At 36.9% G+C, this 25,040-nt stretch carries 34 protein-coding genes, 1 tRNA gene, 2 pseudogenes and 1 other annotated feature; of the genes and pseudogenes, 4 read left to right on the top strand and 33 right to left on the bottom strand.

Going from position 1 to position 25,040, the window contains the following annotated elements; all coding sequences use genetic code 11:
• Nucleotides 1-8: 8 nt before the first annotated feature.
• The 5 genes from IGI80_RS09130 to IGI80_RS09110 all read right to left on the bottom strand — a co-directional run bounded on the left by IGI80_RS09130 (nt 9) and on the right by IGI80_RS09110 (nt 4,743).
• Complete coding sequence (locus IGI80_RS09130) at nt 9-2,237, bottom strand: penicillin-binding protein (RefSeq protein WP_002381310.1); 2,229 nt, start codon at nt 2,235-2,237, stop codon at nt 9-11.
• Nucleotides 2,237-2,644, bottom strand: coding sequence for a cell division protein FtsL (ftsL, locus tag IGI80_RS09125; RefSeq protein ID WP_002358883.1), 408 nt, complete (start codon nt 2,642-2,644; stop codon nt 2,237-2,239). Before ftsL ends, IGI80_RS09130 begins: the two co-directional genes overlap by 1 nt.
• A gap of 16 nt (nt 2,645-2,660) precedes the next feature.
• The gene (gene rsmH, locus IGI80_RS09120; RefSeq protein ID WP_002355891.1) at nt 2,661-3,617 is read right to left on the bottom strand and encodes a 16S rRNA (cytosine(1402)-N(4))-methyltransferase RsmH; all 957 of its coding nucleotides are present in this window, start codon (nt 3,615-3,617) and stop codon (nt 2,661-2,663) included.
• A 14-nt stretch (nt 3,618-3,631) separates the two neighbouring features.
• Nucleotides 3,632-4,117, bottom strand: a complete 486-nt coding sequence (gene mraZ / locus IGI80_RS09115; RefSeq protein WP_002383402.1) for a division/cell wall cluster transcriptional repressor MraZ — start codon at nt 4,115-4,117, stop codon at nt 3,632-3,634.
• 233 nt (nt 4,118-4,350) lie between these two features.
• Complete coding sequence (locus IGI80_RS09110) at nt 4,351-4,743, bottom strand: DUF3397 domain-containing protein (protein WP_002383401.1); 393 nt, start codon at nt 4,741-4,743, stop codon at nt 4,351-4,353.
• A 244-nt stretch (nt 4,744-4,987) separates the two neighbouring features.
• On the opposite strand from IGI80_RS09110, the gene IGI80_RS09105 reads away from it, so the two are divergent.
• Together IGI80_RS09105 and IGI80_RS09100 are read left to right on the top strand one after the other, a co-directional pair.
• Complete coding sequence (locus IGI80_RS09105) at nt 4,988-5,953, top strand: magnesium transporter CorA family protein (RefSeq protein ID WP_002390178.1); 966 nt, start codon at nt 4,988-4,990, stop codon at nt 5,951-5,953.
• A 67-nt stretch (nt 5,954-6,020) separates the two neighbouring features.
• Nucleotides 6,021-6,131 carry a DUF4044 domain-containing protein gene (locus IGI80_RS09100; RefSeq protein WP_002383399.1) on the top strand — a complete coding sequence of 37 codons (111 nt, stop codon included), beginning with the start codon at nt 6,021-6,023 and terminating at the stop codon, nt 6,129-6,131.
• 91 nt (nt 6,132-6,222) lie between these two features.
• Here the strand turns inward: IGI80_RS09100 and recN are convergent, their stop codons facing one another.
• The 14 genes from recN to IGI80_RS09030 all read right to left on the bottom strand — a co-directional run bounded on the left by recN (nt 6,223) and on the right by IGI80_RS09030 (nt 17,135).
• Nucleotides 6,223-7,896, bottom strand: coding sequence for a DNA repair protein RecN (gene recN / locus IGI80_RS09095; RefSeq protein ID WP_141426386.1), 1,674 nt, complete (start codon nt 7,894-7,896; stop codon nt 6,223-6,225).
• Nucleotides 7,897-7,913: 17 nt separating this feature from the next.
• Complete coding sequence (locus IGI80_RS09090) at nt 7,914-8,363, bottom strand: arginine repressor (protein ID WP_002358881.1); 450 nt, start codon at nt 8,361-8,363, stop codon at nt 7,914-7,916.
• Between the two features lie 131 nt (nt 8,364-8,494).
• Nucleotides 8,495-9,355 (bottom strand): hypothetical protein, encoded by an 861-nt coding sequence (locus IGI80_RS09085; RefSeq protein ID WP_438723259.1) that lies wholly within the window; start codon nt 9,353-9,355, stop codon nt 8,495-8,497.
• Nucleotides 9,356-9,359: 4 nt separating this feature from the next.
• Nucleotides 9,360-9,512: a matrixin family metalloprotease gene (locus tag IGI80_RS09080; RefSeq protein ID WP_429975921.1), complete on the bottom strand. Its 153-nt coding sequence runs from the start codon at nt 9,510-9,512 to the stop codon at nt 9,360-9,362.
• A gap of 209 nt (nt 9,513-9,721) precedes the next feature.
• On the bottom strand, nt 9,722-9,916 hold the full coding sequence (locus tag IGI80_RS09075; RefSeq protein ID WP_236691857.1) for a hypothetical protein: 195 nt from the start codon (nt 9,914-9,916) through the stop codon (nt 9,722-9,724).
• A 364-nt stretch (nt 9,917-10,280) separates the two neighbouring features.
• The gene (locus IGI80_RS09070; RefSeq protein ID WP_002355880.1) at nt 10,281-11,096 is read right to left on the bottom strand and encodes a TlyA family RNA methyltransferase; all 816 of its coding nucleotides are present in this window, start codon (nt 11,094-11,096) and stop codon (nt 10,281-10,283) included.
• Between the two features lie 13 nt (nt 11,097-11,109).
• Nucleotides 11,110-11,991 carry a polyprenyl synthetase family protein gene (locus IGI80_RS09065; RefSeq protein ID WP_438723258.1) on the bottom strand — a complete coding sequence of 294 codons (882 nt, stop codon included), beginning with the start codon at nt 11,989-11,991 and terminating at the stop codon, nt 11,110-11,112.
• Nucleotides 11,991-12,221 carry an exodeoxyribonuclease VII small subunit gene (locus IGI80_RS09060; RefSeq protein WP_002355878.1) on the bottom strand — a complete coding sequence of 77 codons (231 nt, stop codon included), beginning with the start codon at nt 12,219-12,221 and terminating at the stop codon, nt 11,991-11,993. The genes IGI80_RS09065 and IGI80_RS09060 overlap by 1 nt, the downstream gene beginning before the upstream one ends.
• A gap of 1 nt (nt 12,222) precedes the next feature.
• A complete protein-coding gene (xseA, locus tag IGI80_RS09055) occupies nt 12,223-13,569 on the bottom strand; it encodes an exodeoxyribonuclease VII large subunit (RefSeq protein ID WP_002355877.1) in 1,347 nt (448 codons plus the stop codon).
• A 9-nt stretch (nt 13,570-13,578) separates the two neighbouring features.
• Nucleotides 13,579-14,424, bottom strand: a complete 846-nt coding sequence (locus IGI80_RS09050; protein ID WP_002403785.1) for a bifunctional methylenetetrahydrofolate dehydrogenase/methenyltetrahydrofolate cyclohydrolase — start codon at nt 14,422-14,424, stop codon at nt 13,579-13,581.
• 103 nt (nt 14,425-14,527) lie between these two features.
• Nucleotides 14,528-14,980 carry a transcription antitermination factor NusB gene (nusB, locus tag IGI80_RS09045; RefSeq protein WP_002355875.1) on the bottom strand — a complete coding sequence of 151 codons (453 nt, stop codon included), beginning with the start codon at nt 14,978-14,980 and terminating at the stop codon, nt 14,528-14,530.
• Complete coding sequence (locus IGI80_RS09040) at nt 14,973-15,404, bottom strand: Asp23/Gls24 family envelope stress response protein (RefSeq protein WP_002355874.1); 432 nt, start codon at nt 15,402-15,404, stop codon at nt 14,973-14,975. Before IGI80_RS09040 ends, nusB begins: the two co-directional genes overlap by 8 nt.
• Before the next feature lie 332 nt (nt 15,405-15,736).
• Nucleotides 15,737-16,057, bottom strand: a complete 321-nt coding sequence (locus IGI80_RS09035) for a MazG nucleotide pyrophosphohydrolase domain-containing protein (RefSeq protein ID WP_002355872.1) — start codon at nt 16,055-16,057, stop codon at nt 15,737-15,739.
• Nucleotides 16,058-16,070: 13 nt separating this feature from the next.
• Nucleotides 16,071-17,135: a M24 family metallopeptidase gene (locus IGI80_RS09030; RefSeq protein ID WP_002391500.1), complete on the bottom strand. Its 1,065-nt coding sequence runs from the start codon at nt 17,133-17,135 to the stop codon at nt 16,071-16,073.
• Nucleotides 17,136-17,306: 171 nt separating this feature from the next.
• Between IGI80_RS09030 and IGI80_RS09025 the strand changes: the two genes are divergently transcribed.
• A complete protein-coding gene (locus IGI80_RS09025; RefSeq protein ID WP_002363393.1) occupies nt 17,307-18,122 on the top strand; it encodes a metallophosphoesterase in 816 nt (271 codons plus the stop codon).
• A gap of 70 nt (nt 18,123-18,192) precedes the next feature.
• Here the strand turns inward: IGI80_RS09025 and psiE are convergent, their stop codons facing one another.
• The 4 genes from psiE to rplU form a co-directional block, all read right to left on the bottom strand.
• A complete protein-coding gene (gene psiE, locus IGI80_RS09020) occupies nt 18,193-18,645 on the bottom strand; it encodes a phosphate-starvation-inducible protein PsiE (RefSeq protein ID WP_002355869.1) in 453 nt (150 codons plus the stop codon).
• A 199-nt stretch (nt 18,646-18,844) separates the two neighbouring features.
• On the bottom strand, nt 18,845-19,132 hold the full coding sequence (rpmA, locus tag IGI80_RS09015; RefSeq protein ID WP_002355868.1) for a 50S ribosomal protein L27: 288 nt from the start codon (nt 19,130-19,132) through the stop codon (nt 18,845-18,847).
• Nucleotides 19,133-19,144: 12 nt separating this feature from the next.
• The gene (locus tag IGI80_RS09010; RefSeq protein WP_002355867.1) at nt 19,145-19,489 is read right to left on the bottom strand and encodes a ribosomal-processing cysteine protease Prp; all 345 of its coding nucleotides are present in this window, start codon (nt 19,487-19,489) and stop codon (nt 19,145-19,147) included.
• A 32-nt stretch (nt 19,490-19,521) separates the two neighbouring features.
• Nucleotides 19,522-19,830: a 50S ribosomal protein L21 gene (gene rplU / locus IGI80_RS09005; RefSeq protein WP_002355866.1), complete on the bottom strand. Its 309-nt coding sequence runs from the start codon at nt 19,828-19,830 to the stop codon at nt 19,522-19,524.
• Between the two features lie 19 nt (nt 19,831-19,849).
• Nucleotides 19,850-19,925, bottom strand: a sequence feature (ribosomal protein L21 leader region).
• Between the two features lie 172 nt (nt 19,926-20,097).
• On the opposite strand from rplU, the gene IGI80_RS09000 reads away from it, so the two are divergent.
• Nucleotides 20,098-20,171, top strand: a tRNA-Arg gene (locus tag IGI80_RS09000).
• Between the two features lie 48 nt (nt 20,172-20,219).
• Here IGI80_RS09000 and IGI80_RS08995 read toward each other — a convergent pair.
• From IGI80_RS08995 to IGI80_RS08950, 10 genes and pseudogenes are all read right to left on the bottom strand, one after another.
• Complete coding sequence (locus IGI80_RS08995) at nt 20,220-20,525, bottom strand: hypothetical protein (protein WP_002409071.1); 306 nt, start codon at nt 20,523-20,525, stop codon at nt 20,220-20,222.
• A gap of 7 nt (nt 20,526-20,532) precedes the next feature.
• The gene (locus IGI80_RS08990) at nt 20,533-20,817 is read right to left on the bottom strand and encodes a hypothetical protein (RefSeq protein ID WP_010824481.1); all 285 of its coding nucleotides are present in this window, start codon (nt 20,815-20,817) and stop codon (nt 20,533-20,535) included.
• Between the two features lie 19 nt (nt 20,818-20,836).
• Nucleotides 20,837-22,392 (bottom strand): annotated as a pseudogene (locus IGI80_RS08985) (cutinase family protein).
• Nucleotides 22,385-22,786 carry a hypothetical protein gene (locus IGI80_RS08980; RefSeq protein WP_104845354.1) on the bottom strand — a complete coding sequence of 134 codons (402 nt, stop codon included), beginning with the start codon at nt 22,784-22,786 and terminating at the stop codon, nt 22,385-22,387. The pseudogene IGI80_RS08985 and the gene IGI80_RS08980 overlap by 8 nt, the downstream one beginning before the upstream one ends.
• An 81-nt stretch (nt 22,787-22,867) precedes the next feature.
• Nucleotides 22,868-23,149, bottom strand: a pseudogene (locus IGI80_RS08975) (hypothetical protein); the annotation flags it as partial.
• A gap of 1 nt (nt 23,150) precedes the next feature.
• Complete coding sequence (locus tag IGI80_RS08970) at nt 23,151-23,564, bottom strand: hypothetical protein (protein WP_438723256.1); 414 nt, start codon at nt 23,562-23,564, stop codon at nt 23,151-23,153.
• A gap of 116 nt (nt 23,565-23,680) precedes the next feature.
• On the bottom strand, nt 23,681-23,920 hold the full coding sequence (locus IGI80_RS08965) for a hypothetical protein (protein ID WP_438723454.1): 240 nt from the start codon (nt 23,918-23,920) through the stop codon (nt 23,681-23,683).
• Nucleotides 23,913-24,326, bottom strand: a complete 414-nt coding sequence (locus IGI80_RS08960) for a hypothetical protein (protein ID WP_438723254.1) — start codon at nt 24,324-24,326, stop codon at nt 23,913-23,915. The genes IGI80_RS08965 and IGI80_RS08960 overlap by 8 nt, the downstream gene beginning before the upstream one ends.
• A 67-nt stretch (nt 24,327-24,393) precedes the next feature.
• Nucleotides 24,394-24,606 carry a hypothetical protein gene (locus tag IGI80_RS08955; RefSeq protein ID WP_002355859.1) on the bottom strand — a complete coding sequence of 71 codons (213 nt, stop codon included), beginning with the start codon at nt 24,604-24,606 and terminating at the stop codon, nt 24,394-24,396.
• Complete coding sequence (locus IGI80_RS08950; protein ID WP_438723252.1) at nt 24,599-25,003, bottom strand: hypothetical protein; 405 nt, start codon at nt 25,001-25,003, stop codon at nt 24,599-24,601. Before IGI80_RS08950 ends, IGI80_RS08955 begins: the two co-directional genes overlap by 8 nt.
• Between the last annotated feature and the right edge of the window lie 37 nt (nt 25,004-25,040).

Genomic DNA, 25,040 nt, shown 5'->3' with positions numbered 1-25,040 from the left:
CTACGTTATTATTCTGTGCCTTCTAAAGTCACGGTTAATTTTTTCTCCGTAATTTCAGTTTCAGCAGCGATACTTTGTTTCGTCACATAGCCTTCACCTTTAAACTCGACAGTCAAACCTAATAAATCACCAAACTTGGTAACATCGCTCTTCGACCAGCCGGTTAAATCAGGCATATAGTTCGTTCCATTTGTGATCAAAATCAATTTCTGATTAGGCATTAATGTTTGACCAGACGGCGTTGATTGTTTCTTGATTTTTTCACCATCACCGATAATCACAGGATCCACCCCGTTCACTTTGGCATTGGCCAACGCTTCCGCTGGTGTCATATTTTTATAATCAGCAACTGTGACTTTATCAGAAGCTACTTTCGTTGTTTCCGGATCTGTCTCTTTAATGTCTAACGCTAATTTCATTAATGGGTTTGCAATTGCCGCCATTGCTTCTGAAGGCGAACCTGATTTTGCTTGTCTAAGCGTAATATACAAAACATATTCAGGATTATCTGCTGGGACCATTTCCACTACAGAAGACAAGACTTGACTTGCTCCATCAACGTACCCTTTACCATCTGAAATCTGGGCAGTTCCTGTTTTGGCAGCAACATGATAGCCTGGTACTTTATAAATATCATACGCAATCCCATAAGTTGGGTCTTCAACGGTATCAATCATGTACGTACGAATCTGTTGAGCTGTTTGCGCTTTGATTGGGGTTCCTACGATTTGTGGTTCCGTAATCGTTTCTTTTCCTGTATTTTTGTCAACAATTTTGCTGATGTAATGAGGTTGCAACATTGAACCGTCATTTGCAATAGCTGAGAAACCTTTCATCATTTGGAAATTAGTAACCGTAATTGCTTGACCAAATGCCGACATTGCTCTATCTACAAAGTTTGTTCCTGGCAATTTACCAGCAGATTCACCACTTAAACCTGAATGCGTGCTCGTACCAAAACCAAATTTTTTCAAATATTCCATCCATTTTTCATCACCCATTTTTTGTTCTAGTTTTACCATACCAATATTACTAGACCAAGAAATGGCTTGACGATAATTCAAATATTCTTTGCCGTTCAACCGAGTGTAGTCATGGTCATTCACAGTTACATCCCCAACCTGAATTCCACCAACACGATTGAATAATTCATTAGGATTAAACTGTCCTTGTTCCATAGAAGCAGCTGTTGTAAATAATTTGATTGTTGAGCCTGGTTCATAAGGACTTTCAACTAATAGGTTCTGCCACGTGCCATTATCGTCTAACCCTTGTTTCGTTTCAGGATTAAATGTTGGCCGTTGAGACATGGCAACAATTTCGCCTGTTTTTGCTTCCATTAACATGGCAGTCATAGAAACTGGTTCATATTTTTCATTAACTTGCGTCATTAAATCTTCTAAGGTATTTTGCAAGCGACTATCTAGCGTCGTGTAAATATCTTGACCATCCACTGCTTTTTTCTCTTCCGCCACAGTTCCTGGTAAGGCATTGCCATAAATATCTTTTTCAAAATACACACGGCCATCGGTTCCACTTAAAATATCATTATAGGTCTGTTCTAGTCCCATTGCTCCTACTAAGCCTTCTTTATCATCATCTGGATTGGCTGCTTTTGTATAGCCAATAAAGTGAGAAGCAAACTGACCATTGGGATATAATCTGGCTGGATGTTCATTGAAATAAACACCTGAAATTTTTTTCTTTTTCAAATCTGCTTCAATTTTTTGGCGTGTTTCCAAGGTGATGTTTTGACCACCCGTACCAAATTCCACTTGATATTGTGTTGACCCATCTTCATGGATCCCATTATTCAAGTATTTCAATGCTGTTTTTTTGTCTAGTTTGGTATATTTCGCTAAAATTTCAGCAATATCATCGAAGTCTTTTTTCTCCGCGTATAGCTTTTCATTATTTTGTCCCGTATATTTTTTTGATAATACGACATATAACGAATAGGAAGTAGCATCTTCTGCAATTGGATTACCATATCGATCTAAAATTGATCCTCGCTTAGCTTTTACCACTTGGCTTCCTTCATATAGAGAAGCTGTTTTTTCCTTTAGTGATACACCGGCTACTTTGCCTGTTGCCACAATGTATGTCGTTCTAAAGGCAAATAAAAAGAACAATCCAATACTCGTAGCGAATAAAATGATGCCTACTTTTTTACGATTGTTCATCGGATTTAAGTTTTTCTTTTTCATGAATTGTTTAAATTTATGTCTTTTACTCATTATTTAACAGTCCTAACATTGTCGCCGTTATTTTCTAGTCCTTGTTTTTTAGCGACATCTTTGATTCGATCTGATTTAGAAAGTTCGCTTCTTTCTTGTTCCAATTTCAAAGCGTTATCTTCCTTTTCTTTAATGACTGCTTGTGTTTCTGTAATATCGTTCATGGTTTGGACAATTGTCGTTCTTACTTGAATTGTCGCAATTGCAATACCAATCGTTGCACAAACTAATACAACACCGATTAATTTTTCTAGTAAAGAGACATTTTTTAGTTTCTTTTTGGGTAATAGAGTGGGGACAGGTAGTGTTTCCTCTTGCATTTTTCTGTCTTGCTCTGTTGCCACAGTTGGCTGATCCATTTCTGGTGCTTCATAATGGAAATCATTTACTTTCTTCAATTCAGCCATGTGTCTACCCCTCTCTCTATCTAGATTTTATTTTTTCGGCAATGCGTAACTTCGCACTTCGTGAACGATTATTCTCAGATAACTCACTGTCACTTGGTAAAATTGGTTTTCTGGTAATTACTTTTAATTCTGGTTGAAATTCTTCTGGTACCACTGGAATGCCTGGTGGCAAATCTTGTACCGTACTGTATTCTTTAAACATTGTTTTAACGATACGATCTTCTAACGAATGGAACGTAATCACACTGATTCTGCCATTTTTCGCTAGCAAATCAATTGCTTGTTCTAGCGACTCTTCAACTGCCCCTAATTCATCATTAACGGCAATGCGAATTGCCTGGAAAATTCGTTTTGCAGGATGTCCACCTTTGCGTCTTGCTGGAGCTGGAATCGCCGTCTTAATAATCTCAACGAGTTCACCTGTTGTTTCAATTGGTTGCTTTTCGCGAACACGTTCAATTTCTCGAGCAATCTGTTTCGAAAATTTCTCTTCCCCATAACGAAAGAAAATTTTTACTAACTCACTATAGCTATACGTATTCACCACTTCGCGAGCCGTCAAGGGTGCGTCTTGATCCATGCGCATATCTAAGGGTGCGTCTTGATGATAGCTAAAACCACGTTCTGCTTCATCTAATTGTGGTGAAGAAACACCTAGATCGTATAGAATCCCATCAACATGGAACACCCCGTGTTCTGCCAATTCTTCTTTAATATTTCTAAAATTTGATTTGATGAAGGTCACTTGACCTTTGTCTACATATTTCTGCAAACGAGTCTTAGCATGTGCCAACGCTTTTTGGTCTTGATCAAAGGCATATAAATGACCGTGCTCATTCAATTGTGTCAGTAAGTATTCACTATGTCCGGCACCACCGAGTGTGCAATCTACGTATACGCCATCCGGCTTCACTTGTAATCCATCCACTGTTTCTTTTAAAAGAACGGTGTAATGGCGAAATTCTTCAGTCATCATTTGCCTCATTCCTAAAATCCAAAATCAATCATTGTTTCTGCTAATTCATCAAAGTTTTCTTCAGCTTCATCAGAGAATGCATGCCAACGTTCGTCACTCCAAATTTCAATTCGGTTAGAGACGCCGATAACAACACAGCCTTTTTCTAAACTGGCATGTGTTCGTAAATTCGCCGGAATATTGATACGACCTTGCTTATCAATCTCACATTCTGTTGCAGCGGAATAAAAGAATCGTACAAAGGTACGTGCATCTTTCTTAGCTAAGGGCATTTCTTGAAGTTTTGCTTCAAGTTGTGACCATTCATTTAAAGGATAACCAAATAAACAGCCATCCATCCCTCTCGTTACCACAAATTTTTCACCAAGTTCCTCACGAAACTTTGATGGAACGATTAGGCGGCCTTTGGCATCGATATTATGTTGGTATTCACCCATAAGCATAGCCAATACACCCGCTTTTCCACTTGATAGAACAAGTCTACCACATCCCACCACTTTCTACCACTATAAATCTAAAAACTTCTATTTTTTAACTGTTATTTAAAATTTCTGTAATATTTACAGGGTTTTATGTAACAAGCATCACCCAACAAAAAATGTTATTATAACAAGGTTTTTACTATGTTTTTTATCAAATAACCCCCAAAATAACAAAAAAACCCCACGGAGTGGGGAGTTGTGGGGGACATTTTCCCACAGCGTATTTCCCCTATTGTCTCCACGCTTTATTACAGTAGATAATGACTGATATTTAGCAAGATAAGCAACACATACAACACAAACGTTAGTAAAAACGTCAACCGCCAAAACATCTTGAAATATCGTCTATATAAAATCTCTCCATAATAATAAGCTTGAAACAGGGCAACAGCGACTCCTAATAACAAAATAGAAATCACAAAATACGGCATAATCGATTCATCATAACTATCTTTGGATAACTCATGGATCCCTATGAATAAAAACGGAATGGCCAAATCCGGTGCTTTTATTTTCCAACGTTCCGTTAGGGAAAAAGTGGACACGAGAAAATTGCACGCAAAGAGCACAATTACCGGAAAAATATACCAAAATAACATTATTGCCGAAAACGACACCATTCTCTCAACAAATCCTTTCATTCCACCTGCTATAACTATACTTCATCAACGTTACACAGATGTTTCATTTCGTTTAAATATATGTGCTAAAAGCCCTTTTTGCTTGCTTTTTCATATAAAAAACGGATTACTTATCAAACCATTTTCAAAACGAGGCCTCACCTATCGCGGCCACTTATTTTTGAATGTTTTTTATAAGCTTTTCTTCTCGTATTGTGTCATACTTCTATTATAATGGATTTAGAACAAAAAATGTTGATTCGGGGTGAATCTTTTGATTAATTATTTATTATTGAAAAATGACTATTTTGAACCTTGTTCACCAGACGATGAATCCCTAAGTTGGATTTCGGTAGAATCTCCTACAGAAGAAGAAATCGAGCGTCTCGTCAATCAATACCACTTACCAACAGATTATCTTACCGGCGTTTTAGATGATGAAGAAAATGCTCGAGTGGAAGGTTTCCGCCACGAAAAATTACAAACGCCTACGTTACTTTTATTTCGTTATCCCAAAGCTAGTATCAGTCCTAGTGGCTATCTGCAAGTAGAAACGGTGCCGATTGCTTTAATCGCAACCGTCGATAACAAACTAATTACTGTTAGCAATGGGCCTAACGACATCGTTCATGGGATTCAAAAAGAGGCGTTCACGCATCAAGATCTTTCTATTGAGAAGGCCTTAATTTTAGCCCTTTCATGGAAGATGGCCCTTTCCTTCAATAAAAACTTACAAGCACTTATCCAACAAACCAACAAACTTGAAGGAGAGCTCCAAGTAGCCACAGAAAATAGTCAATTGTATCAGATTATGGACATTCAAAAAAGTCTAGTTTATTTCGAAGCAGCTTTAACGGATAATTTAAAAGTATTAAAACGTTTATATAGCGCTGAAATTTTTAATCATCCAGAAAAACATTTGCCATTTTTAAGGGATATTTTGATTGAACTAGAACAAGGACTGAATACGACTAAAATACAACTAAAATTAGTTGATAACATTAGTAATACTTTTTCAGCAATCGTCTCAAATAACTTAAATAATGTCATGAAAATTTTAACATCCTTAACAATTGTCCTGACCATTCCGACCATCATCGGAGGAATTTACGGCATGAATGTGAAACTCCCTTTTGCAGAGCATGAATATTCCTTTTGGATTATTTTTGCCATCACTACCTTAATCTGCGTAATTAGTATTCGAATTTTAAAGAAAAAGAATCTCTTATAACTTTAGGTTGCTGTTTTCAGGAAAAGGTTGTACACTATTAGCAGAAATTAAAAAGGACGTGTCATTTATGAACGACAAAGAACAAAGTCGCTTTTCAAAAATCACGAAAGTCGTGGTTTGGCTAATGCTGATCGCAATTGTAGGTTCAACTGTTTTAACAGCGATTCTTAGTCTTTAAACTGGAGAACTTTTTCACACATTAAAAGTAAAAAAACAGCCCCTTCTATCAATTGAAGGGGCTGTTTTTTTTACTTGCTCAAATAGAGCGGCTATTTTTTCGCCATCGCCAACAGCTCTTGTGCATGTTCAATGGTTAATTTCGTAATTTCACTTCCTGCGAGCATACGCGCAATTTCGTTTACTCGCTCTTTTTCAGATAAAATTCGGACGCTTGTTTCTGTCCGACCCGCCACGATTTCTTTTTCAATAAAATAATGTTCATCGGCAACGGCCGCCACTTGGGGCAAGTGCGTGATACACAACACCTGCGAATTTTCTGAAATTTGATAAATTTTATCGGCAATCGCCTGTGCTACTCGGCCACTAACTCCTGTATCCACTTCATCAAAAACAATACTAGTGATCCCTTGCGTTTGAGAAAAGATTGTTTTCATAGCCAACATCACTCGCGAAAGTTCTCCGCCAGAAGCCACCCGAACTAACGGTTTTAATGGTTCCCCTGGGTTAGTAGTAATATAAAATTCTACTCCGTCTAAGCCATTTTCTTGTAAATGCTCAAGTTCTGTAAAGCGGACTTCAAATTCCGTTCGCTCCAAATATAGTTCTTTTAATTCGGTTAAAATTTGTTGTTCGAGCTCTTTGGCTAGGCGCTTTCGTTCTTTTCGTAAAGCTAACGCTTGTTGATGAGCCGCTTGTTGTTTCTCTGCAAGCAACGCTTCTAAGTCACCTGTACCGCCTTCCAAAAAATCAGCCTCTGCTAACTCTTTGGTGATTTCTTCATAGTAAGATAAAATCGTTTCGATTGAATCGCCATATTTACGTTTCATTTGACGGATTAATTCCAAACGATTTTCTACTTCATTCAAGCGGCCTTCGTCTAGTTCTAAGCCATCAATCAACCTAGAAAGATCTCCACTGGCTTCTTGTAGTAAGTAGTAAGCATTTTGAACAGCATCTGACAATGTTTTATATTCTGAATCAAGGGATTCAATCGAAGCGAGTTCATTCATACTTGTTCCGATTTTATCCAAACTACTATCGTCTTCACCATTTAGCGCGGCATAACTAATCGTCAGTGCATCAGCAATCTTTTGAAAATTGTTCAGTTTATTGCGTTCTTCTAACAATTGTTCTTCTTCGCCAGCGACTAACTGTGCACTAGCAATTTCATCACTTTGAAAATGAAGCATGTCCATTCTTTGGGCAAATTCTTTTTCATTTTTTTGTCGCTTTCTGACTTTGGCTTCGAGTGCGCGATACTCTTGATACGCCTGTGTATATTTTTCTTTGACTGCTAAAAGTTTTTTCCCACCAAATTCATCTAACATATCAATATGGCGTTCACTTTGCATCAATTCTTGATGTTCGTTTTGGCCATGAATATCTACTAAATATTCCCCAATTCTTTTTAAATTAGTAATGTTGACAATCCGTCCGTTGACACGGCAAACATTTTTACCAGAAGCGGAAATATCTCGTTGAATCACTAAAGAATCTTCTTCTGTTTCAATACCTAATTCTTCTAATAATTTCTTTAATTCTTGACTTTTCGGCATTGAAAAAAGTCCTTCTAAGGTGCATTTATTTGCTCCTTGACGAATATAGTCACTGGAGCCGCGTCCGCCTGTGAGTAATCCCATTGCATCAATAATGATGGATTTCCCCGCACCCGTTTCTCCCGTTAAAACGGTCATACCCATTTGAAACTCTAATTGTAACGAAGAGATAATCGCAAAATTTTTCACGGAAAGTTCTTGTAACATCTTGTTCACCTCATTCTTTATAGATAGCTTAACAGCTCTTTATGAAGTTTTTCTGCTGCTTCCTCAGTTCGTGCAATCATGAGGACACTATCATCATCGTTGATGACGGCAAAAAGTTTCTCTTGGTAATTCTTTTCGATTAAACTACCACACGCCGCCGCATTGCCAGGAATGGTTCGTAATACGACATATTTTTCCATTTGTTCTGCAGCTACAAAGGCATCTTTTAAAAGCTTTGCAAGTTTAGCACTCGTATTAGCTTGTGTTTCTAATGGAAGGCTATATCGATAACCCCCTTCTGCAGAAGGAACTTTGATCAGTTTCATATCTTTAATGTCGCGAGAAATTGTTGCTTGAGTTACAGCTACGCCCTTTTCTTGTAAGTAGTTGACAAAATCTTCTTGCTTTTGAATATTTTTTTCAGTCAATAAACGTGTAATTAAACGGTGTCTATCTTGCTTTCTCATGGCGCCGCTCTCCTTTTCAGTTTACTCTTGCCCTCATCATAGCTTATTTTTATGCATTTTAAAAGACTAAACAAAGAAAAGAATAACAAAAAGCAAGGGAAGCTCCGCTGACTTTTTGTTATTCTCTACTTCTATTCTGCTGGAAGTTCAATTCCTAATTCATCTTTTAAATAGGTAGTTAAATTAGTCGTTTCTTTGGTTGATTCATTGACAACATTCCACGTTTTGCCAATCGCTCGGCGATTCCTTTGGGTTAATTCTTCAGCAGGTTGCTGCTCGTCTTCTAAACGTAAAGAACCGTATTGATAGCCCATTATTAACCCCTTATTCCATTCCTTATCCCAATAAACATAAAACAAATAGGTCTCACCAGCTTCTAAATAAAAATCTCCTTCATACTGTAGTATTTCAACAAGCTGACGACTTTGCTGAATTGGCGCCATTCGTCTTGTTGCACGCCCACGATTCAATTTATCAACATTTTCTTTCGCATCATTTAAAAACATTCGCCCTTCTTCCATAATGCCACCTGGTCGCACAAATTCAATCGTAGATGCTAATTCGCCTTGAATATTTTTTAGTACTTGGATTTTCCCAAATGTCCATGGATAGATTTCTCCATTATAGGGACTACTAGGATCATTAGCAGGCGCGTCTGCTTTATCTAAAGAAAGAACTTTGCCAATAACAATATTTGTTGACAAAGATTGGATATCTTTTGGGATTTCAGGATTATACATTAACAGTCGTTGCGATCCACCGGATTGATTAATAACCTTACTTTGGTCAATTTCATCAAGATATGAATAATATTTTCTTTCTGAAGAATCAATACTATTTTTCAAGGCTTTTTTCTTTAATGAATTGGAAGTTGTTGTTATTTTTTCAGCAGCAACTTGTTTCTTCTCGTTCTCTTTAACGAAATTAATCATTAAGAAAGCGCACGCCAACAAAGAAAGCGCTACCAAAAATACTATGGGATTTTTTTTCATTTTTTCACCACCCATATATTCTTGCTAAGATATCATTATTCGGTTTATCAACAGCAAGATTTGTATTAGTACTTACAGAACGTGTCATAATGCCATTTGAATGTGCAATTCCGAGCGCATGCCCAATTTCATGTCTAGCAATAGTCCCATTTTTCATCGATGAAGCTCGTGAATACATAGTATTATAATTAATTTTAGCATAGTAATAGTTTATTCGCGGAGCTTCTCGCATCCCAGTTACAATCATCCTGTCTCTGCCATCAAAAAAATCTGTAACCCCACCTATTCCCGGATTTAACTTTTCGAATAAAAATCAATTGATGTCCCATAGTTATTTCCTTGTTTATAAATATACAAAGGATTCCCCTACGGAGTATACATCCAATTTCTAATCGCTGTATCGGTATTACCAAATGTTGCGGTTGGTCCTAACCAATAACTAATTCCATTAATTCCTCTCGATAATACGCCAGAAAACCTAGAGGCTGCAAATGCATCAACACCAGTACCCAAAACGATTGCTACAAAAAAACCAGAAATTAATAACTTCATTTTTTTCATTTTTTTACCTCTCTATTCAATTACTTGGTCTTACTAAAATAGTTTGTCTGATCAGAACTATCCTTAGTTTAACATTAAAAAATACACCAGTAAATTAAAATAAGATTAAATAATATTTTCAATGTTTTTTTAATTATTATTTAAAGGATACATATCTTAAAAATGTTATTTCATCACGATAAAAAAGGACTAATAAAGTTCAATTCAACGACTATTTTTATTCAAATCCCTTTCTATCATTATTAAATGTCTCACTAATTCATTTATAAAATAAAAAAAGACCTGAGACAGTTATACTTCTAATGGCTGTCTCAGATCCCTTTTTGTTTAATTGCTTAGTCTACAAACTTTGCTGCCTTTCTCATCATTCCGCTAATTTTTGATGCGCATGCGCGACAACTTCTTCAATGGATTCTGTCGCTTGATAGGATCCTTCTCCCTCAACAGAAACTAAATGTGCCAAAAATTCAATGTTTCCTTCGCCACCAGTGATTGGTGAAAAATCCAAGTTTTTCACATCATAACCGTTATTCATGGCAAAGCGTGTAATTTCCTCCACAACCATTTGATGGGTTTCTGGATCACGCACGATTCCTTTTTTCCCAACAAACTCTTTGCCAGCTTCGAATTGTGGCTTAATTAACGCCACCACACTACCACCTTTTTTCAAAATATCATGAAGAGGTGGCAAAATTAAGCGTAATGAAATAAAGGAAACATCAATCGTTGCAATATCCGGCACCCCTTCGGTGAAATCTTCAGGTTTACTATAGCGAAAATTGGTACGTTCCATTACCACCACGCGTTCATCTTGCCGAATTTTCCATGCTAGTTGGTTATAGCCAACATCTAAAGCGTAACTCAAACGAGCCCCATTTTGTAAAGCAACATCGGTAAAACCACCTGTGGAGGAACCAATATCTAGCATTGTTTTGCCTTGAACGTTGATTGCAAAAACATTTAGTGCCTTCTCTAGTTTTAAGCCCCCACGAGAAACATAAGGCATTACTTGGCCCTTAGTATGTAAGGGTGTCTCCACAGAAATTTTTTCCCCTGGTTTATCTAAACGTTCATTTTTATCATTGTAAACCAAACCAGCCATCACGCTGCGTTTGGCTTTTTCTCGTGTTTCAAATAGTCCTTGATTAAACGCCAAGACATCGACGCGTTCTTTTTTCATAAGTGCCTTCTTTCTATCTCAATTGTAACTGAGTTAACAAGTTTGCTAAATGTTCTTCTGAAAAGTTGGGAACATTTGCTTTGATTTTTTCTAAAACAGCGCTGCCCTCTGCTAATTGATGTGTTAGCGCATCTTTCGCACCGGTAATCCCTAAAAGAGCTGGATACGTACTTTTATTCAACGCTTCATCTCGGCCTACTTTTTTACCTAAATCTGCTTCTGTACTTGTGGCATCTAATAAGTCATCACGAATTTGAAAAGCCAAGCCATAGTGATGCGCAAACTGTGTCAGTAAACCAATGACTTCTTCTGTTTGATTGGCTAATACGCCCCCAGCAATTAAGGCGAATTCAATTAGCGCTCCAGTTTTCTTTTCATGAACAGCCGCTAACTCTTCTAAAGTCAAGCTGACTTTTTCTCCTTCAATATCACCCATTTGGCCGGCAACCATGCCTTGATTCCCCGCTGCCTTTGCCAGTTGTTGCATCAGTAAAACTTTTTCACTTAAGCCTAATTGGCTCAAAGAAAGTAACTGAAATGCGCCTGTTAATAAGCCGTCCCCTGCTAAAATGGCAGTCGCTTCACCAAACACTTTATGATTGGTTGGTTTGCCACGACGTAAATCATCATCATCCATTGCTGGTAAATCATCATGAATTAATGAATACGTATGAATCATCTCTAAAGAGGCAGCCACTTGATAGCCTTGCGTTTCCATCTCTTTTTGAAAAGCGGCCACTGTTGTTAACACTAATAGCGGGCGTAATCGTTTGCCACCTGCGTGTATTGAGTAGAGCATTGCTTCTTTCAAACGCTCATTTTCAGTATATTCTGCGATAAAATCGACCATGACTTTTTCAACCAACGGTAAATGCTGTTGACTAAAATTCGTCATTACGCTTCCTCGCTCTCTTCAAAAACAATTTCTTCATTGTTTTCTGTCATCATTTTCGTTAAAGTTTTTTCCGCTTTTTCCAATGTATCTTGACATTGTTTACTTAATGCCATGCCCTCTTGAAAGGCAGCTAAGGCTTCTTCCAAAGGAACATCTCCTCGTTCTAAGCGCTGAACGATTTCTTCTAAGGCATTTAATGATTCTTCAAACGTTTTTTCTTTTGCTGGCATGTTAAAACTCCTCTTTTTTCGCTGTTATTGTTTCGACGTTTGCTTGAACTGTACCGTCAGCATAATGAATCGTTAATTGATCTGCTGGCTGTAACTCGGTAACAGTTTTAACGACACGGTCCTCTTTTGTAGTATAACTATATCCTCGACCCATAATTTTGAGTGGGCTGAGTAAGTCTAATTGTTGAACAGCAGACGTGAATTGCTTTTGTTTGTTTAGGAACAATTGTGTCATTTGTGTTTGCAAGTTTCGTTGTAAAAATGCCAATTGTTGCTGACTTTCTCTTAATTGTCCCTTTGGTGTCTGTTGTTGCAATTGGGCGATAATCCCTTGGGCTTGACGTTGTTTTTGGTGATGAATCGTTGTCATTGCTTGGAAAAGACGTTGCGTCATTCGATCTAATTTAATCGTTTGACCTTCATAAAGCCGCTCAGGTTGCTTAAACACATAAGAGTTTTGTAGTCGTTGGAAACGTTCTGTTCGTTGTTGCAAGAGATATAAAAAGCTTTGTTCTAAACGACTACGCCGTTCACTAATTCTTAATAGTTCTTCATTTAAAACTGGTACCGCTAGTTCCGCTGCTGCCGTTGGCGTTGCTGCACGAACATCTGCTACCATATCGGCAATTGTCACATCTGTTTCGTGACCAACCGATGAAATAATCGGTGTGGTGGCAGCATGAATGGCCCGAGCCACTTTTTCTTCATTAAATGGCCATAAATCCTCGATTGAACCACCGCCACGGCCGATGATCATCGTATCAAAATCGCCTTGCGCATCGGCTCGCTGAATGTTCCGCACAATGTCATCCGCCGCCTGCTCGCCTTGGACCAAGGTTGGAAAAAGGACCAGTTGTGCAATCGGATACCGTCTTTTGACTGTCGTAATGATATCCCGAATAACAGCACCACTAGGACTTGTAACCACAGCGATTCGTTTGGGATAACGAGGCAACTGTTGTTTAGGCCCTTCAAAAAGTCCTTCTTTTCCTAGTTTTTCTCTTAATTCTGCCAATGCTTGATAAAGTGCACCTACACCATCTGGTTCCATATGTTCAATATAAATTTGATAGGAGCCGCTGTTTTCATAAAGCGAAATCCGCCCCACCACCATGACTTTCATGCCTTCTTTTGGTTGAAACTTCAATTTTTGAAAGGCTGATTTAAACATAATTGCAGAAATCTTCGCATGGTCATCTTTTAAACTGAAGTACTGATGCGCGTTCGCTCGGAAGCGAAAGTTCGAAATTTCACCTGTTAAATAGACACGTCCTAAGTAAGGGTCTGCATCAAATTTACGTTTTAAATACTTCGTTAAGGCTGTTACTGTTAAATACTGTTGCGTCATTTTTTCACCTTACTTTTGTTTTTTTGCTGCCTCGACTGTTTGATACATTAACATGGTAATCGTCATTGGGCCAACACCTTTGGGAACCGGCGTGATATAGCTTGCAATTTCAGAAACTTCATCGAATGCTACATCACCAATCAGTTTTCCTTCTTGATTGCGATTCATACCCACATCAATCACTACCGCACCTGGTTTCACGAACTCTTTGGTGACAAAATGCCCGCGTCCAATTGCTACAACTAAGATATCCGCTTCTTTTGCAACTTCTGCTAAATGTTCAGTTTTAGAATGGGCAATCGTCACGGTCGCATTTTTCATTAACAATAATTGTGCCATTGGCTTGCCAACAATATTGCTTCGACCAATAATCACCGCACGTTTACCTGTTAAATCAATATCATAAGCTTCAAACATCTTCATAATTCCATACGGCGTGCAAGGAATCATTTCCGGTTTACCTACAAACAAACGGCCTAAATTCATTGGATGGAACCCATCTACATCTTTTTTGGGATCAATCGCTAATAAAATCTTTTCTTCATCAATATGTTTTGGCAAAGGTAGTTGTACAAGAATGCCATGAAAGCGTGAATCTTGATTATATTTGTCAATCTCAGCCAATAATTCTTCTTCTGAAATAGTTTCTGGCAGTTTTTCGACCTTTGACAGAATGCCAATTTTGGCTGCTGCACGTTCTTTATTTCTCACATACGTTTGGCTGGCAGGATTTTCCCCAACTAATAAAACAACTAATCCTGGTTGGATGCCTTGTTGTGTCATCTTTTCTACATCTTTTTGAATCTCTGCTTGCATTTGATCTGCTAATTCACGACCGTTAATTACTGTACTCATTCCTTCGCTCCCTCTATTGTTTCTTTACTTCTTTAATAGTATTTATTTTAGCATATAACCCAGTATCTTAACACCAGTTAGATAGTAAAAAAAGATTCAGAGCTTACGCCTCTGAATCAATTTCTTTCATTACATTTGATAACACACCATTAACAAATTTACGTGAACGGTCGTCGCTGTATTTTTTACTTAACTCAACGGCTTCATTTAATGCCACAATGTTTGGCACATCTGAAACGTATAGCATTTCAAAAATAGCTAAACGTAAAATAACAATATCTATTTTTGCTAAGCGTTGCATAGACCAGTTATTACCTAAATGGTTCGTAATCACTTCGTCTAGTTCTGCTTTGCGGCTACACACACCGCCGACAAGTAAATCTAAATACGTAGGGACTAGGTCTTCGCCATCTTCACTGACGATTTCCCGATTATCATAAGCCAATGCATAATCAATGGCATCTTGTTTGGTTAAATCAGCATTAAAATCTAAAGGAAAAAGGGCTTGGAGCGCTTTTTCACGAATCTCGTGACGGGTTAATTCTGTTTTACTCATTCTCTTCTCCATCTTCATCTTCTGGGAATAATTCATTTAAGTCTGGTTGAGGGATTTTTTCAGGTACTACCGCTACAACATGAATATTCACTTCAACTAAATCAATATCTGTCATAAATAAGACTTGTTGTTTCACACGGTCTTGCATTTCTAATGCAACTTTTGGCACAGAAACACCGTAGTTCAAGTAACAATAGATATCGACTTTTAAGCCTTCTTCTTCTGTTCGTAAATATACACCTTTGCCGTGTGCTGCACGGCCTAATAATTCATTCACATTATTGGCAAACGTGCCGCGCATCCCATAAACGCCCTCTACTTTTGAAGCAGCGATTCCGATAATTACTTCAATGACTTCAGGAGCGATCACGATTTCTCCTAAAGAATCGTTTGCATTGATTACAAGATTTTTTTCTTCTGACATTTGGTTGTCCTCCTTATCTATTACGCACAAAATCGTTAAATAAACGATTTATTTGATGAATCACTAAGTCTCTTAAGGATTCTCTTTTAAGCAACGGATGATTCTTAAAAATTAAAACAACACTGGTTTCTTCAGTTAGTTGTGAAAGAACGTCCAAATTTTGCTTATCAATACTCGTTCTTAGTTTATCATTAATTAGCCTATTTCGCTACCAGAAAAGCTAAGTTCTGACTAAAAGAACAGATAATTTCTTGTCATAAATTTCTAATTCAAGGCTTTAGACGTAAAAATAAGAAAGACCAAGTAATTTTGGCTTTCTTATTTTTACGTCTTTATTCTTCAGGATAACGTTCCATTAGTTTCGTCCGATGCTTTTGCATAATCATTTCTAAAGAGATGTCATATTTATCCGCTAAAATAAATAAATTATCCAACACATCGCCTAACTCTTCCGTTAAATTTTCCAGATTCTCTTCATCTGCCAAAACTGTTTCATCCGGTCGATCACGGCCAATTTCAATTGTCCGAATGGCTCGACAAACTTCGCCGACTTCTTCTGTTAAAAAGTTGGAACGAATAAACGGATCATATTGATACCAGTTACGTTTTTTATAAAACGCGCTAATAAACCGCTGATACTCTTGGATATCCATGTTCTCCCAACCTTTATAAAATGATTAATTCTTTTGGCGCGTGTGTCAATACACGATTACCTTCAGCAGTAATCAATAAATCGTCCTCAATACGCACGCCACCAATTCCTGGCAAATAAATTCCAGGTTCGTCCGTAATCACATTCCCTGGTACAAACTGTTTATCTGCTCGGAATGAAACATTTGGTCCTTCATGAATTTCTAATCCAATGCCATGACCAGTACTGTGGCCAAACGCATCGCCATAGCCATAGGAAGCAATATGATCCCGTGCAATCGCATCTAATTGAATGCCCGTCAACCCAGGTTTAGCTTCTGCTAACACTTTTAATTGCGCTTCTAAAACAATGTCATAAATTTCTTTTAGTTTTGGCTGAATACTACCAATGGCAAATGTCCGTGTCATATCAGAAACATAGCCTTCATAATAACAACCGAAATCCAAAGTGATTAACTCACCTTTTTCGATGACTTTATGGCTAGCAACGCCATGTGGCATCGCTGAACGTAGACCGCTGGCCACAATTGTCTCAAAAGAAACACCACTGGCTCCTTTTGAACGCATGAAGAAATCTAATTGATTAGCCACTTCAATCTCTGTCATTCCAGGTTTAATCATCTCTAAGACAAAGGCAAATCCTTGATCCGCGATGGCACACGCTTTTTCAATAATCGCTACTTCTTCTTCATCTTTCACTTCTCTTAATTCTTCAATCAAACCCATTACAGGAACTAATTCACATGGTAAAATTTCTTCCAATAAGCTATAATCAGCGAAACTAACTTGCGTTTCTTCAAAAGCTAAATTATCTAATTGCAAACGTTCAGCTAAATCTGCTACTTCGTCAAAAATATGTCCTGTGTTTTTAACGATAGTAAAACCAGTTGCTTGTTCCGCAGCTTGTTCCGTATAACGAAAATCCGTTACAAAAAAAGCTTTATCTAATGTAATCATTGCCAAGCCTGTTGTCCCAGTAAAATTGGTTAAATAACGTAAATTATACGGACTTGTCACTAAAAATCCTTGTAAATTATTTTCTTTCATTAACTCCCGTAGCTTTTCGACTCTTGCCATCATTGGTTCGACCTTCTTTCTTTTTTCTCATTTTTCATTATAGCAAATTTACTTCAGAAAAGCATGAATCACCAAAAAACTTCATCGAGAAAGTTTACTGAAAATTTTACCTTTCCTTATTTTTTGCTTAACACTTTTGTAGTAAACTACTTTAGCGACTTCAAGGAGGAAATTATGAACGTTTATTTATTTCTGGCACTATTTTTCATTATTATCGGCATTTTAAGCTATAGTTTTTTTATTGAACCTAAATGCTTAGTCATACACAAAAATCAAATTAAAGTAACAGAATCAGGGAAAACCTTACGGATTGTTCAACTCTCTGATATTCATTTAAAAAAGAATTATTCTGTGAAGGCCTTAAAACAGATTGTTGAAAAAACAAATACATTACAACCAGACATAGTCGTTTTTACAGGAGACTTATTTGATGATTATGCCCGTTTCGGTATCGAAATTCAGGATGAAGTGAGTCAACTTTTCCGTAAAATTAACGCCCCTTATGGCAAATTCGCTATTTATGGCAACCACGAGTATAGCGGGTTAGATACCAATTTTTACGAAACAATCTTAGAAGCTGCCGACTTTACCGTACTAAAAAACACGGGCAAATTACTGCCTGTCTCACACCGTATCTCCTTGTACGTCGCTGGTTTAGAAGATTCGTTATATGGACAAACCGACTTAGCTGCAGCTTTAGTCAACCGCCCTACTGGAACGCCCACTCTGCTACTAACCCATGAGCCAGATGTCGCAGACTCAGCAGTCAACAAAAACATTGACCTCATTTTAGCAGGACATAGTCACGGCGGACAGATTCGCTTGCCTTTTTTCACTTACAAAAATCAGCTTGCTAAAAAATATACACATGGGCTTTATCATTTAGAAGATGAAACGCCGCTAATTGTTCACCCAGGAATCGGAACCACTAAAATCAGCGCACGCTTTGGTGTCTTACCAACAATTGAACTGATTGAGTTAACTATTTAACTATGCATTAAAAAGACCGCCCCACGTTAGAGAAAAATTCTCACGTTGGACGGTCTTTGATTATGTTCGATTAATGATGAAAATCTTGCTCGTGATCTTCTTCTACTTTCGCTTTTCCTAGCGTATAAAATTTGCTGCCATTTAACCCGAGAATAAATAGCACAACCACTAGTAAAAGAATTGATAAAGATAACAATAAAGTCTGCAAGCCATCGCCATGTGCAACCATTAATTGACGTAAAATTGCGGTTAAACAAATTAAAATCAAATAACGAATCGGAATATGGTGTCCTTCTTGAATATAGCGAAGAATCATCATAATAAACTCAAATAACATAAAGAATGAAATAATTTCTTGCATGATAACTGAAAAATTATCCGGCGTCATTGGCTTCATGAGATATGTAGCGAGGTCAACTAAATAACTAGCCATAAATACTAATAAGAAAACTCCTAAAATCCCTAATACAATATCCAAAATCAAATTCACGTACTTCTTTACTACACTAAAATTCTTCTGCATAATACCCTTCTTTCTTTTGACTCAATTATTTTATAACATGCTTGTTATTACATTAAATATATCATCAATTAACCTTGTCAGACAAGCAGTTAAACCCAATGTGAGATTTTTTTTATTTTGAGATCTTCCTTTATTTTCCGGCTAACCCTTTATGCAAGACAAAAAAAGCTGAATCCGGAGATTCAGCTTTTTAATCGTATTAGTTAGCTACTGGATAAACTGATACTTGTTTTTTGTCGCGGCCTTTACGTTCGAAACGTACCACACCGTCAACTTTTGCAAATAACGTATCGTCGCCACCGATTCCAACGTTCACACCTGGATAAATTTTAGTTCCGCGTTGACGGTATAAAATTGAACCACCTGTAACTGTTTGGCCATCAGCACTTTTAGCGCCTAATCGTTTAGATTCAGAGTCACGGCCGTTTGATGTAGAACCGCCACCTTTTTTATGGGCAAATAATTGTAAATTCATAGTCAATAACATAGTCTGCACCTCCTATTTCTCAGTGATTGTTTTTATTTGAATAAATTCAGTATTTTCGTTCTCTATTGATTGTAAACCTAATAAAAGATTTTCTAATAGAATTTGGGCAATATTTTTTTGTTCCTGATTGACAGTTGTTAACATCTCGACATAAAGGTAGCCACCTTCTACATCATCAACTTCCACAATCGGTTCAAAACCTGCTAAGGCATCAATCCCATTGACTGTGCTAATTGCTAAGGCAGAAACTGCCGCGCAAACCACATCGCTGCCATAAGGACCTGCTTCAGCATGCCCGGTTAATTCGAATGAAACGATTCGGCCGGAGCCTGTTCGTTTAAAAGAACCTTTAATCATTGATAGGCCTTCTTTCCTGTCAACAAGAGAGATTAAGCGTTGATTGCTTCGATCATAACTTTTGTATACGGTTGACGGTGACCTTGTTTACGGTGAGAGTGTTTTTTAGGTTTGTATTGGAAAGTCACGACTTTCTTTTGTTTGCCGTGTTTTTCAACAGTTCCTTCAACAGTTGCGCCTGCAACAGTTGGCGCACCAACTTTTGTAGATTCGCCACCTACTAAGATAACTTCGTCAAAAACAACTTTCTCGCCAGCCTCAACGTTTAATTTTTCAACGTAGATTGCTTGACCTACTTCAACTTTCACTTGTTTACCACCAGTTTTGATAATTGCGTACATGCTATACAGCACCTCCTTCTTCTAGACTTAGACTCGCCATCCCAAGTGATGATTGCTCATGCTTAAAAACTTGTTCTGTGCGGTTGTAGCTGTGGAGACCACAATTACAACACTAACTATAATAACAGAACCAGAAAACCTCGTCAATATAAACTCTCTATTTTCTTCACTTTCTCTCTCCAAAAAAACTTCTTCTGTTATTTAAATTTCCGATTGACTTTCTAACACTACTTCCATTATAATTAGCTTTGTTGTGTTACAACTATTGTCATAGTAGCTCAGCAGGATAGAGCATCCGCCTTCTAAGCGGACGGTCGGGGGTTCGAATCCCTCCTGTGACGTAACAGACTGACAAAGACAGCGTTACCTTTAGAGGTGACGCTGTTTTTTTAGAGTTTATCCAATTCTTTTCGATATGTCCTCGTCCATTCACGTTCTTTTTCCTCTAATTGTTGTCTATAACGATTTCCTTCTTGACGTATCAAGTGATCACTTTGTTCCATTGCATGGTAAAATTGCTGTTTGTGCCATTGATCATTTTTCGTTAAATAATTGACTTTATCTACCAATTGTCCAGTTTCTCTTCTAAAGTTTACTAATTGATTACTCAGCACTTCTTGTTGGCGGTGAATTTTATTTTTTTCTTCATAATATTGTTCTTCTAAATATTGCCGTTTTCTTCGCTGTTCCTCCATTTGTCGGTCACTCTCCCTTGACAGGTGTTTTTAAATTTGGTCTCTGGCTTCCTTTTAAAAATTTTTCTGCTGATTCTGCACTTTTCCCCTGCAAAGCTCCGTTCAAGGCATTAGGTAGGGCACTATTTGTTTGTTGAAACATGGCTTCTGAAAGTTCTTTCAAACTTGCGGTTGTGTTTTGTTTGGTTGTAGCAATTCGTGTTTTTTTAGCAGTAATTACTGTCTGGATTGCTACTCGTTCACGAGCTTTTTGTTCTACTTCTAATTTTTCTTGAAATTCTCTTTCATCCATAGGAAAACCCTTTCATTTATTATTTTTGAAATAAACTACTTCTTGCTTGTTGATCGTATGCTTGAATATTTTTAGCAACAGTTGTTAATTTTCCGCTAAAATCAGTTAATTTTTGCTTGTATTGCTTGGCTTGGTTGCTAGTATTTGTTGCTTCAGCGCTATCCCAAAGACGACTTTTTTCGTAAGGAGCAATCATTGCTTGAACTTCTGCATAGGATAGATACTGTCGGATACTCATTGCACTTTCACGAATTTCCTTTGAGACTGTCTGGACTTCATCTTCTGCTTCTTGGAGGATATTTTTCACAAGTAGTTCGTATTCTTTTCCAGCTTGCTGAGCTTGTTTTGCAACTAGTTCTGCTAATTCACTACGTAATTCAATCTTTTCACTACCTGAAGCACTGGCTAAACTTTTCTGAATACGACTCACTTTCCCTTGCCATTGGCTGGCAATTTTTGCTTCGTGAATGATTTTTTCATATTCTTTGATGATTTTCTGGCGATTTTCTTCAGATAGCAGACTTAACAAAAATTGGAGACTGTTTTTAGCTAAGGATTCACCTGAAGCATCCATGATTTTCCCTAAATATTTATCAATAAGTTTGGAAACTTTTACTCCTGCCGCAAAAATATAGCCATGTTCCTTTAGATTGGCTTCTTTGGGCGTACCATCAGGATTTAATTGATACTGACCAAAATCATGACTAGAACCGTATTTGTCCGTCAGATCAAAAGTAGTGGTGAACGTTTTCGGTAATAGATAATGCACCCGACCAATTTCATCTACCCCTTTTTTATTTCGATTCAACATGGAGACAATATCAAACGCATTCACATAATAATCGATTTTCCCTTGTTCTTCTAATTGTTGAAGATTTTCCTGAGCTTGTTGAGACATTTTATTAATGCTTTCTCGCGCATCAGGGCCTTGAAACAATACTACTTTATCAATTTTAGCAAGATCGGCTTGGGGGAGATTGGCCACCGCTTGAATAGAAATCATGGTTCCTAAAGAATGACCTGTAATCGACATAGTCGCATTAGGGGCTTTAGCACTCATCTCCATTATCTTTTGATGCATGGCTTCATTGGCTAATTTTGCTTGAGGCAAATGGCATTGAATAATGTAAAGGATCCATTATTATTGACCCAGTCATTCAAATTATTCCCTGACCAACCTTTTTTCACGTCCATTGAAACGCCGTCACTACCGCGAGTGGCAAAATATGTATGTTGCGTTTTTGGACTCAAGGTCGGCGTATCTGTTACATAATAAGAATTATAGCCAGCTTTCTCATCTGTTAATAACCCTTTTTTATAAACCTTTTCCCTACCTACCCAGTTTTTTTCTTTGATTGTTTTTACAGTGTTGTCGGGTTGGAGATAGACAATTCCATTATTGGGGAGATTTTGACCTCCTTTAGTTAATTTCCCACTAATCTTCTTATCTTTTGAAAAGTCAAATTCCCTTTCTGTTTTCATCTTTTGATAATTAGGGAACGGATTAGGTCGGTTATTATAAGAACTTTCTGCCAAGTTAGCATAGATATTATTGAAATTCTCTAAATTACTCAAAAATCTCACCCCCAATATACAAAGAACTTAGCAAGCCTACCGTATCTAGCTTAGGCATTTTTTTAGTATCAAGAGCAAAGCTTACTATAAAATTAGATTCTTTTATATTATTAAATCCTCCTTTAATAGTCAGTAAATTCCCAGCTCCTATAGGTGTCCCGTTACCAATAGTTCCAACCTCTACACTTTCCCAATCATATTGAACACTGTAAATCTTTGAATTTTGAGATTTTACATACTCCGTCATTTCTTCTTCATGCTCTTTCAAAAAAGCAATTTGTCTTTCTTTTTCTGTTGGTTCGTTCATTTTTTTCACTCCAATCGTGCCGATTATGGCTATTGCTATTATTGTTGCGATTAATATACCAAATTTTATTCGCTTTTTATTTTTCACCTGTTCACCTCCTTAATATGTATGGGGAAGAGTTACTATGTGATTTTTTCGATTTTGATTATTTTTGATTGACTTTTCCTATGTTAATAACCCTTTTTTATAAACCGTTTCCCTACGTACCCAGTTTTTTTCTTTGATTGTTTTTACAGTGTTGTCAGGTTGGAGATAGACAATACTGGCGTCATTTCCGTGGGCGTCTTTGGCGTTGGGGAAGGTGAATGGAACAGCCTCTTTATTTCGGTACTTATCTAATTGTTTATCATTCCATTTCTTTGCACTATACGGAAATTGTATGGATCTGCCATTATAAGTTGCCTGCGCTAAATCCGCGTATAAATTACTATATTTTTCTAAGTCTGCCATATTATCCTCCTTCTGTATAGTAATCGTAGTCAGCATTAATCGTATACAGTTCTTTTATTTTAGTAGGCTCATTCCAATTATTTGGTTTTATTGCAAGTCCAAATGAATTTATTTTATTGTTATTATTATCAATAATTTGTATTCGGATAGATAGAATATCTCCTGCTCCTTGCGGAAGACCATTTCCCACTGACTCTTGTTCTAACGATTCCCAACAAAACGCAACTTTAGCAATCTTTTTATTTTGCTGTTTTATATACTCCGTCATTTCTTCTTCATGCTCTTTTAAAAAAGCAATTTGTCTTTCTTTTTCTGTTGGTTCAGTCATCTTCTTCACTCCAATCGTTCCAATTATGGCTAATGCTATTATTGTTGCGATTAATATACCAAATTTTATTCGCTTTTTATTTTTCACTTTTTCACCTCCTTATTATGTATGGGGAATAGTTGCTATGTGATTTTTTCTATTTTGATTGTTTTTGATTGACTTTTCCTATGTTAATAACCCTTTTTTATAAACCGTTTCCCTACCTACCCAGTTTTTTTTTTGATTGTTTTTACAGTGTTGTCGGGTTGGAGATAGACAATACTGACGTCATTTCCGTGGGCGTCTTTGGCGTTTGGGAAGGTGAATAGAACCGATTGATTTTTATCTAATTTTTTACGCTCTTTTTGCAAAAGTGATTTGTAAGGAAGTGGTCTCGGTCGACCTGTATAAGTACTTTGAGATAAATTTGCATATATATTAAAAGTATTTTTTAAATCAATCATTTATATCCTCCTGAATCGAAGAATAGATTGGGTCATTTAAAACTGTTAACCCGTCTATTTTTTCTAGTTTTTTCACATCAGTTTTAATTCTTAAAACATATCCTTGATTGTTATAAACTGACTCAGAACTATCACTAATATCAAATTTAATAGTCAAGACTGGTTTAGAAAAGGCACTACTAGTATCTACTGTCACTGTATCCCAATCAAATACTATTTGTTCATCTTGAACACTGTATTCCTTAATATACTCCGTCATTTCTTCTTCATGCTCCTTCAAAAAAGCAATTTGTCTTTCTTTTTCTGTTGGTTCGTTCATCTTCTTCACTCCAATCATTCCGATTATAGCTATTGCTATTATTGTTGCGATTAATATACCAAATTTTATCCGCTTTTTATTTTTCAATTTTTCACCTCCTTAATATGTATGGGGAAGAGTTACTATGTGATTTTTCTATTTTGATTGACTTTTCCTAGTTGTCGGGTTGGAGGTAGACAATTCCACTATTTGGGAGATTTTGACCTCCTTTAGTTCTATCTCCTTTTTCATCAATTACATCTAAAGAGTAATTAAATTCTTCTTTTTCCTTGCTATTTTGATATTTTGGAAAAGCGTTAGGTCTACCATTATAAGAACTCTCAGATAAACTTGCATAGATACAATTAAAGTTTTCTAAATTATTCATACAACATTCCTCCTATCCTAAAAGAATTATAACTTGTCATACTTTTAATACTTGGTAATTTAGTAGATTTATCAAATTTAAATTGTAAATAAAAGCTAGAATCATAAATACTATTGAATTTTCCAACAATCGTGAGTATTTTTCCAGCTCCTATAGGTGTTCCGTTACCAATTGTTCCAACCTCTACACTTTCCCAATCATATTGAACACTGTAAATCTTTGAATTTTGAGATTTTACATACTCCGTCATTTCCTCCTCGTGCTCCTTCAAAAAAGCAATTTGTTTTTCTTTTTCTGTTGGTTCGTTCATTTTTTTCACTCCAATCGTGCCGATTATGGCTACTACTAGTATTGTTGCGATTAAAACACCGAAGTTTATTCGCTTTTTATTTTTCATTCATTTAGTCTCCCTTTGTATCTACATACAAGAATTA

The sequence above is a fragment of the Enterococcus sp. DIV1420a genome (genome assembly GCF_051712165.1).
GTDB lineage: Bacteria > Bacillota > Bacilli > Lactobacillales > Enterococcaceae > Enterococcus > Enterococcus faecalis.
The sequence above is the reverse complement of the archived record's forward strand: the minus strand, read 5'-3'. Positions and strand labels throughout refer to the sequence as shown.

What these genes read in the sequence shown, in the direction of transcription:
- IGI80_RS09065 (WP_438723258.1), bottom strand. Translation starts at nt 11,991, where the DNA reads ATGACGAATTTTAGTCAACAGCATTTACCGTTGGTTGAAAAAGTCATG.
- IGI80_RS09080 (WP_429975921.1), bottom strand. Translation starts at nt 9,512, where the DNA reads ATGAAAAATGGGACTATTGCTAGACATGAAATTGGGCATGCGCTCGGA.
- IGI80_RS08950 (WP_438723252.1), bottom strand. Translation starts at nt 25,003, where the DNA reads ATGAAAAATAAAAAGCGAATAAACTTCGGTGTTTTAATCGCAACAATA.
- nusB (WP_002355875.1), bottom strand. Translation starts at nt 14,980, where the DNA reads ATGAGTAAAACAGAATTAACCCGTCACGAGATTCGTGAAAAAGCGCTC.
- rpmA (WP_002355868.1), bottom strand. Translation starts at nt 19,132, where the DNA reads ATGTTATTGACTATGAATTTACAATTATTTGCCCATAAAAAAGGTGGC.
- IGI80_RS09085 (WP_438723259.1), bottom strand. Translation starts at nt 9,355, where the DNA reads ATGAAAAAAAATCCCATAGTATTTTTGGTAGCGCTTTCTTTGTTGGCG.
- IGI80_RS08955 (WP_002355859.1), bottom strand. Translation starts at nt 24,606, where the DNA reads ATGAATAATTTAGAAAACTTTAATTGTATCTATGCAAGTTTATCTGAG.
- IGI80_RS09050 (WP_002403785.1), bottom strand. Translation starts at nt 14,424, where the DNA reads ATGAGTACAGTAATTAACGGTCGTGAATTAGCAGATCAAATGCAAGCA.
- IGI80_RS08965 (WP_438723454.1), bottom strand. Translation starts at nt 23,920, where the DNA reads ATGATTGATTTAAAAAATACTTTTAATATATATGCAAATTTATCTCAA.
- IGI80_RS09030 (WP_002391500.1), bottom strand. Translation starts at nt 17,135, where the DNA reads ATGATGGCAAGAGTCGAAAAGCTACGGGAGTTAATGAAAGAAAATAAT.
- IGI80_RS08990 (WP_010824481.1), bottom strand. Translation starts at nt 20,817, where the DNA reads ATGGATGAAAGAGAATTTCAAGAAAAATTAGAAGTAGAACAAAAAGCT.
- IGI80_RS09130 (WP_002381310.1), bottom strand. Translation starts at nt 2,237, where the DNA reads ATGAGTAAAAGACATAAATTTAAACAATTCATGAAAAAGAAAAACTTA.
- IGI80_RS09110 (WP_002383401.1), bottom strand. Translation starts at nt 4,743, where the DNA reads ATGAAAGGATTTGTTGAGAGAATGGTGTCGTTTTCGGCAATAATGTTA.
- rplU (WP_002355866.1), bottom strand. Translation starts at nt 19,830, where the DNA reads ATGTACGCAATTATCAAAACTGGTGGTAAACAAGTGAAAGTTGAAGTA.
- ftsL (WP_002358883.1), bottom strand. Translation starts at nt 2,644, where the DNA reads ATGGCTGAATTGAAGAAAGTAAATGATTTCCATTATGAAGCACCAGAA.
- IGI80_RS09010 (WP_002355867.1), bottom strand. Translation starts at nt 19,489, where the DNA reads ATGATTAAAGGTTCTTTTAAACGAACAGGCTCCGGCCGAATCGTTTCA.
- IGI80_RS09090 (WP_002358881.1), bottom strand. Translation starts at nt 8,363, where the DNA reads ATGAGAAAGCAAGATAGACACCGTTTAATTACACGTTTATTGACTGAA.
- IGI80_RS09040 (WP_002355874.1), bottom strand. Translation starts at nt 15,404, where the DNA reads ATGTCAGAAGAAAAAAATCTTGTAATCAATGCAAACGATTCTTTAGGA.
- IGI80_RS09060 (WP_002355878.1), bottom strand. Translation starts at nt 12,221, where the DNA reads ATGCCAGCAAAAGAAAAAACGTTTGAAGAATCATTAAATGCCTTAGAA.
- rsmH (WP_002355891.1), bottom strand. Translation starts at nt 3,617, where the DNA reads ATGACTGAAGAATTTCGCCATTACACCGTTCTTTTAAAAGAAACAGTG.
- psiE (WP_002355869.1), bottom strand. Translation starts at nt 18,645, where the DNA reads ATGCAGAAGAATTTTAGTGTAGTAAAGAAGTACGTGAATTTGATTTTG.
- recN (WP_141426386.1), bottom strand. Translation starts at nt 7,896, where the DNA reads ATGTTACAAGAACTTTCCGTGAAAAATTTTGCGATTATCTCTTCGTTA.
- IGI80_RS09070 (WP_002355880.1), bottom strand. Translation starts at nt 11,096, where the DNA reads ATGAAAAAAGAACGCGTCGATGTCTTGGCGTTTAATCAAGGACTATTT.
- IGI80_RS09100 (WP_002383399.1), top strand. Translation starts at nt 6,021, where the DNA reads ATGAACGACAAAGAACAAAGTCGCTTTTCAAAAATCACGAAAGTCGTG.
- IGI80_RS09035 (WP_002355872.1), bottom strand. Translation starts at nt 16,057, where the DNA reads ATGGATATCCAAGAGTATCAGCGGTTTATTAGCGCGTTTTATAAAAAA.
- IGI80_RS08995 (WP_002409071.1), bottom strand. Translation starts at nt 20,525, where the DNA reads ATGGAGGAACAGCGAAGAAAACGGCAATATTTAGAAGAACAATATTAT.
- xseA (WP_002355877.1), bottom strand. Translation starts at nt 13,569, where the DNA reads ATGACGCAACAGTATTTAACAGTAACAGCCTTAACGAAGTATTTAAAA.
- IGI80_RS09075 (WP_236691857.1), bottom strand. Translation starts at nt 9,916, where the DNA reads ATGAAAAAAATGAAGTTATTAATTTCTGGTTTTTTTGTAGCAATCGTT.
- IGI80_RS09025 (WP_002363393.1), top strand. Translation starts at nt 17,307, where the DNA reads ATGAACGTTTATTTATTTCTGGCACTATTTTTCATTATTATCGGCATT.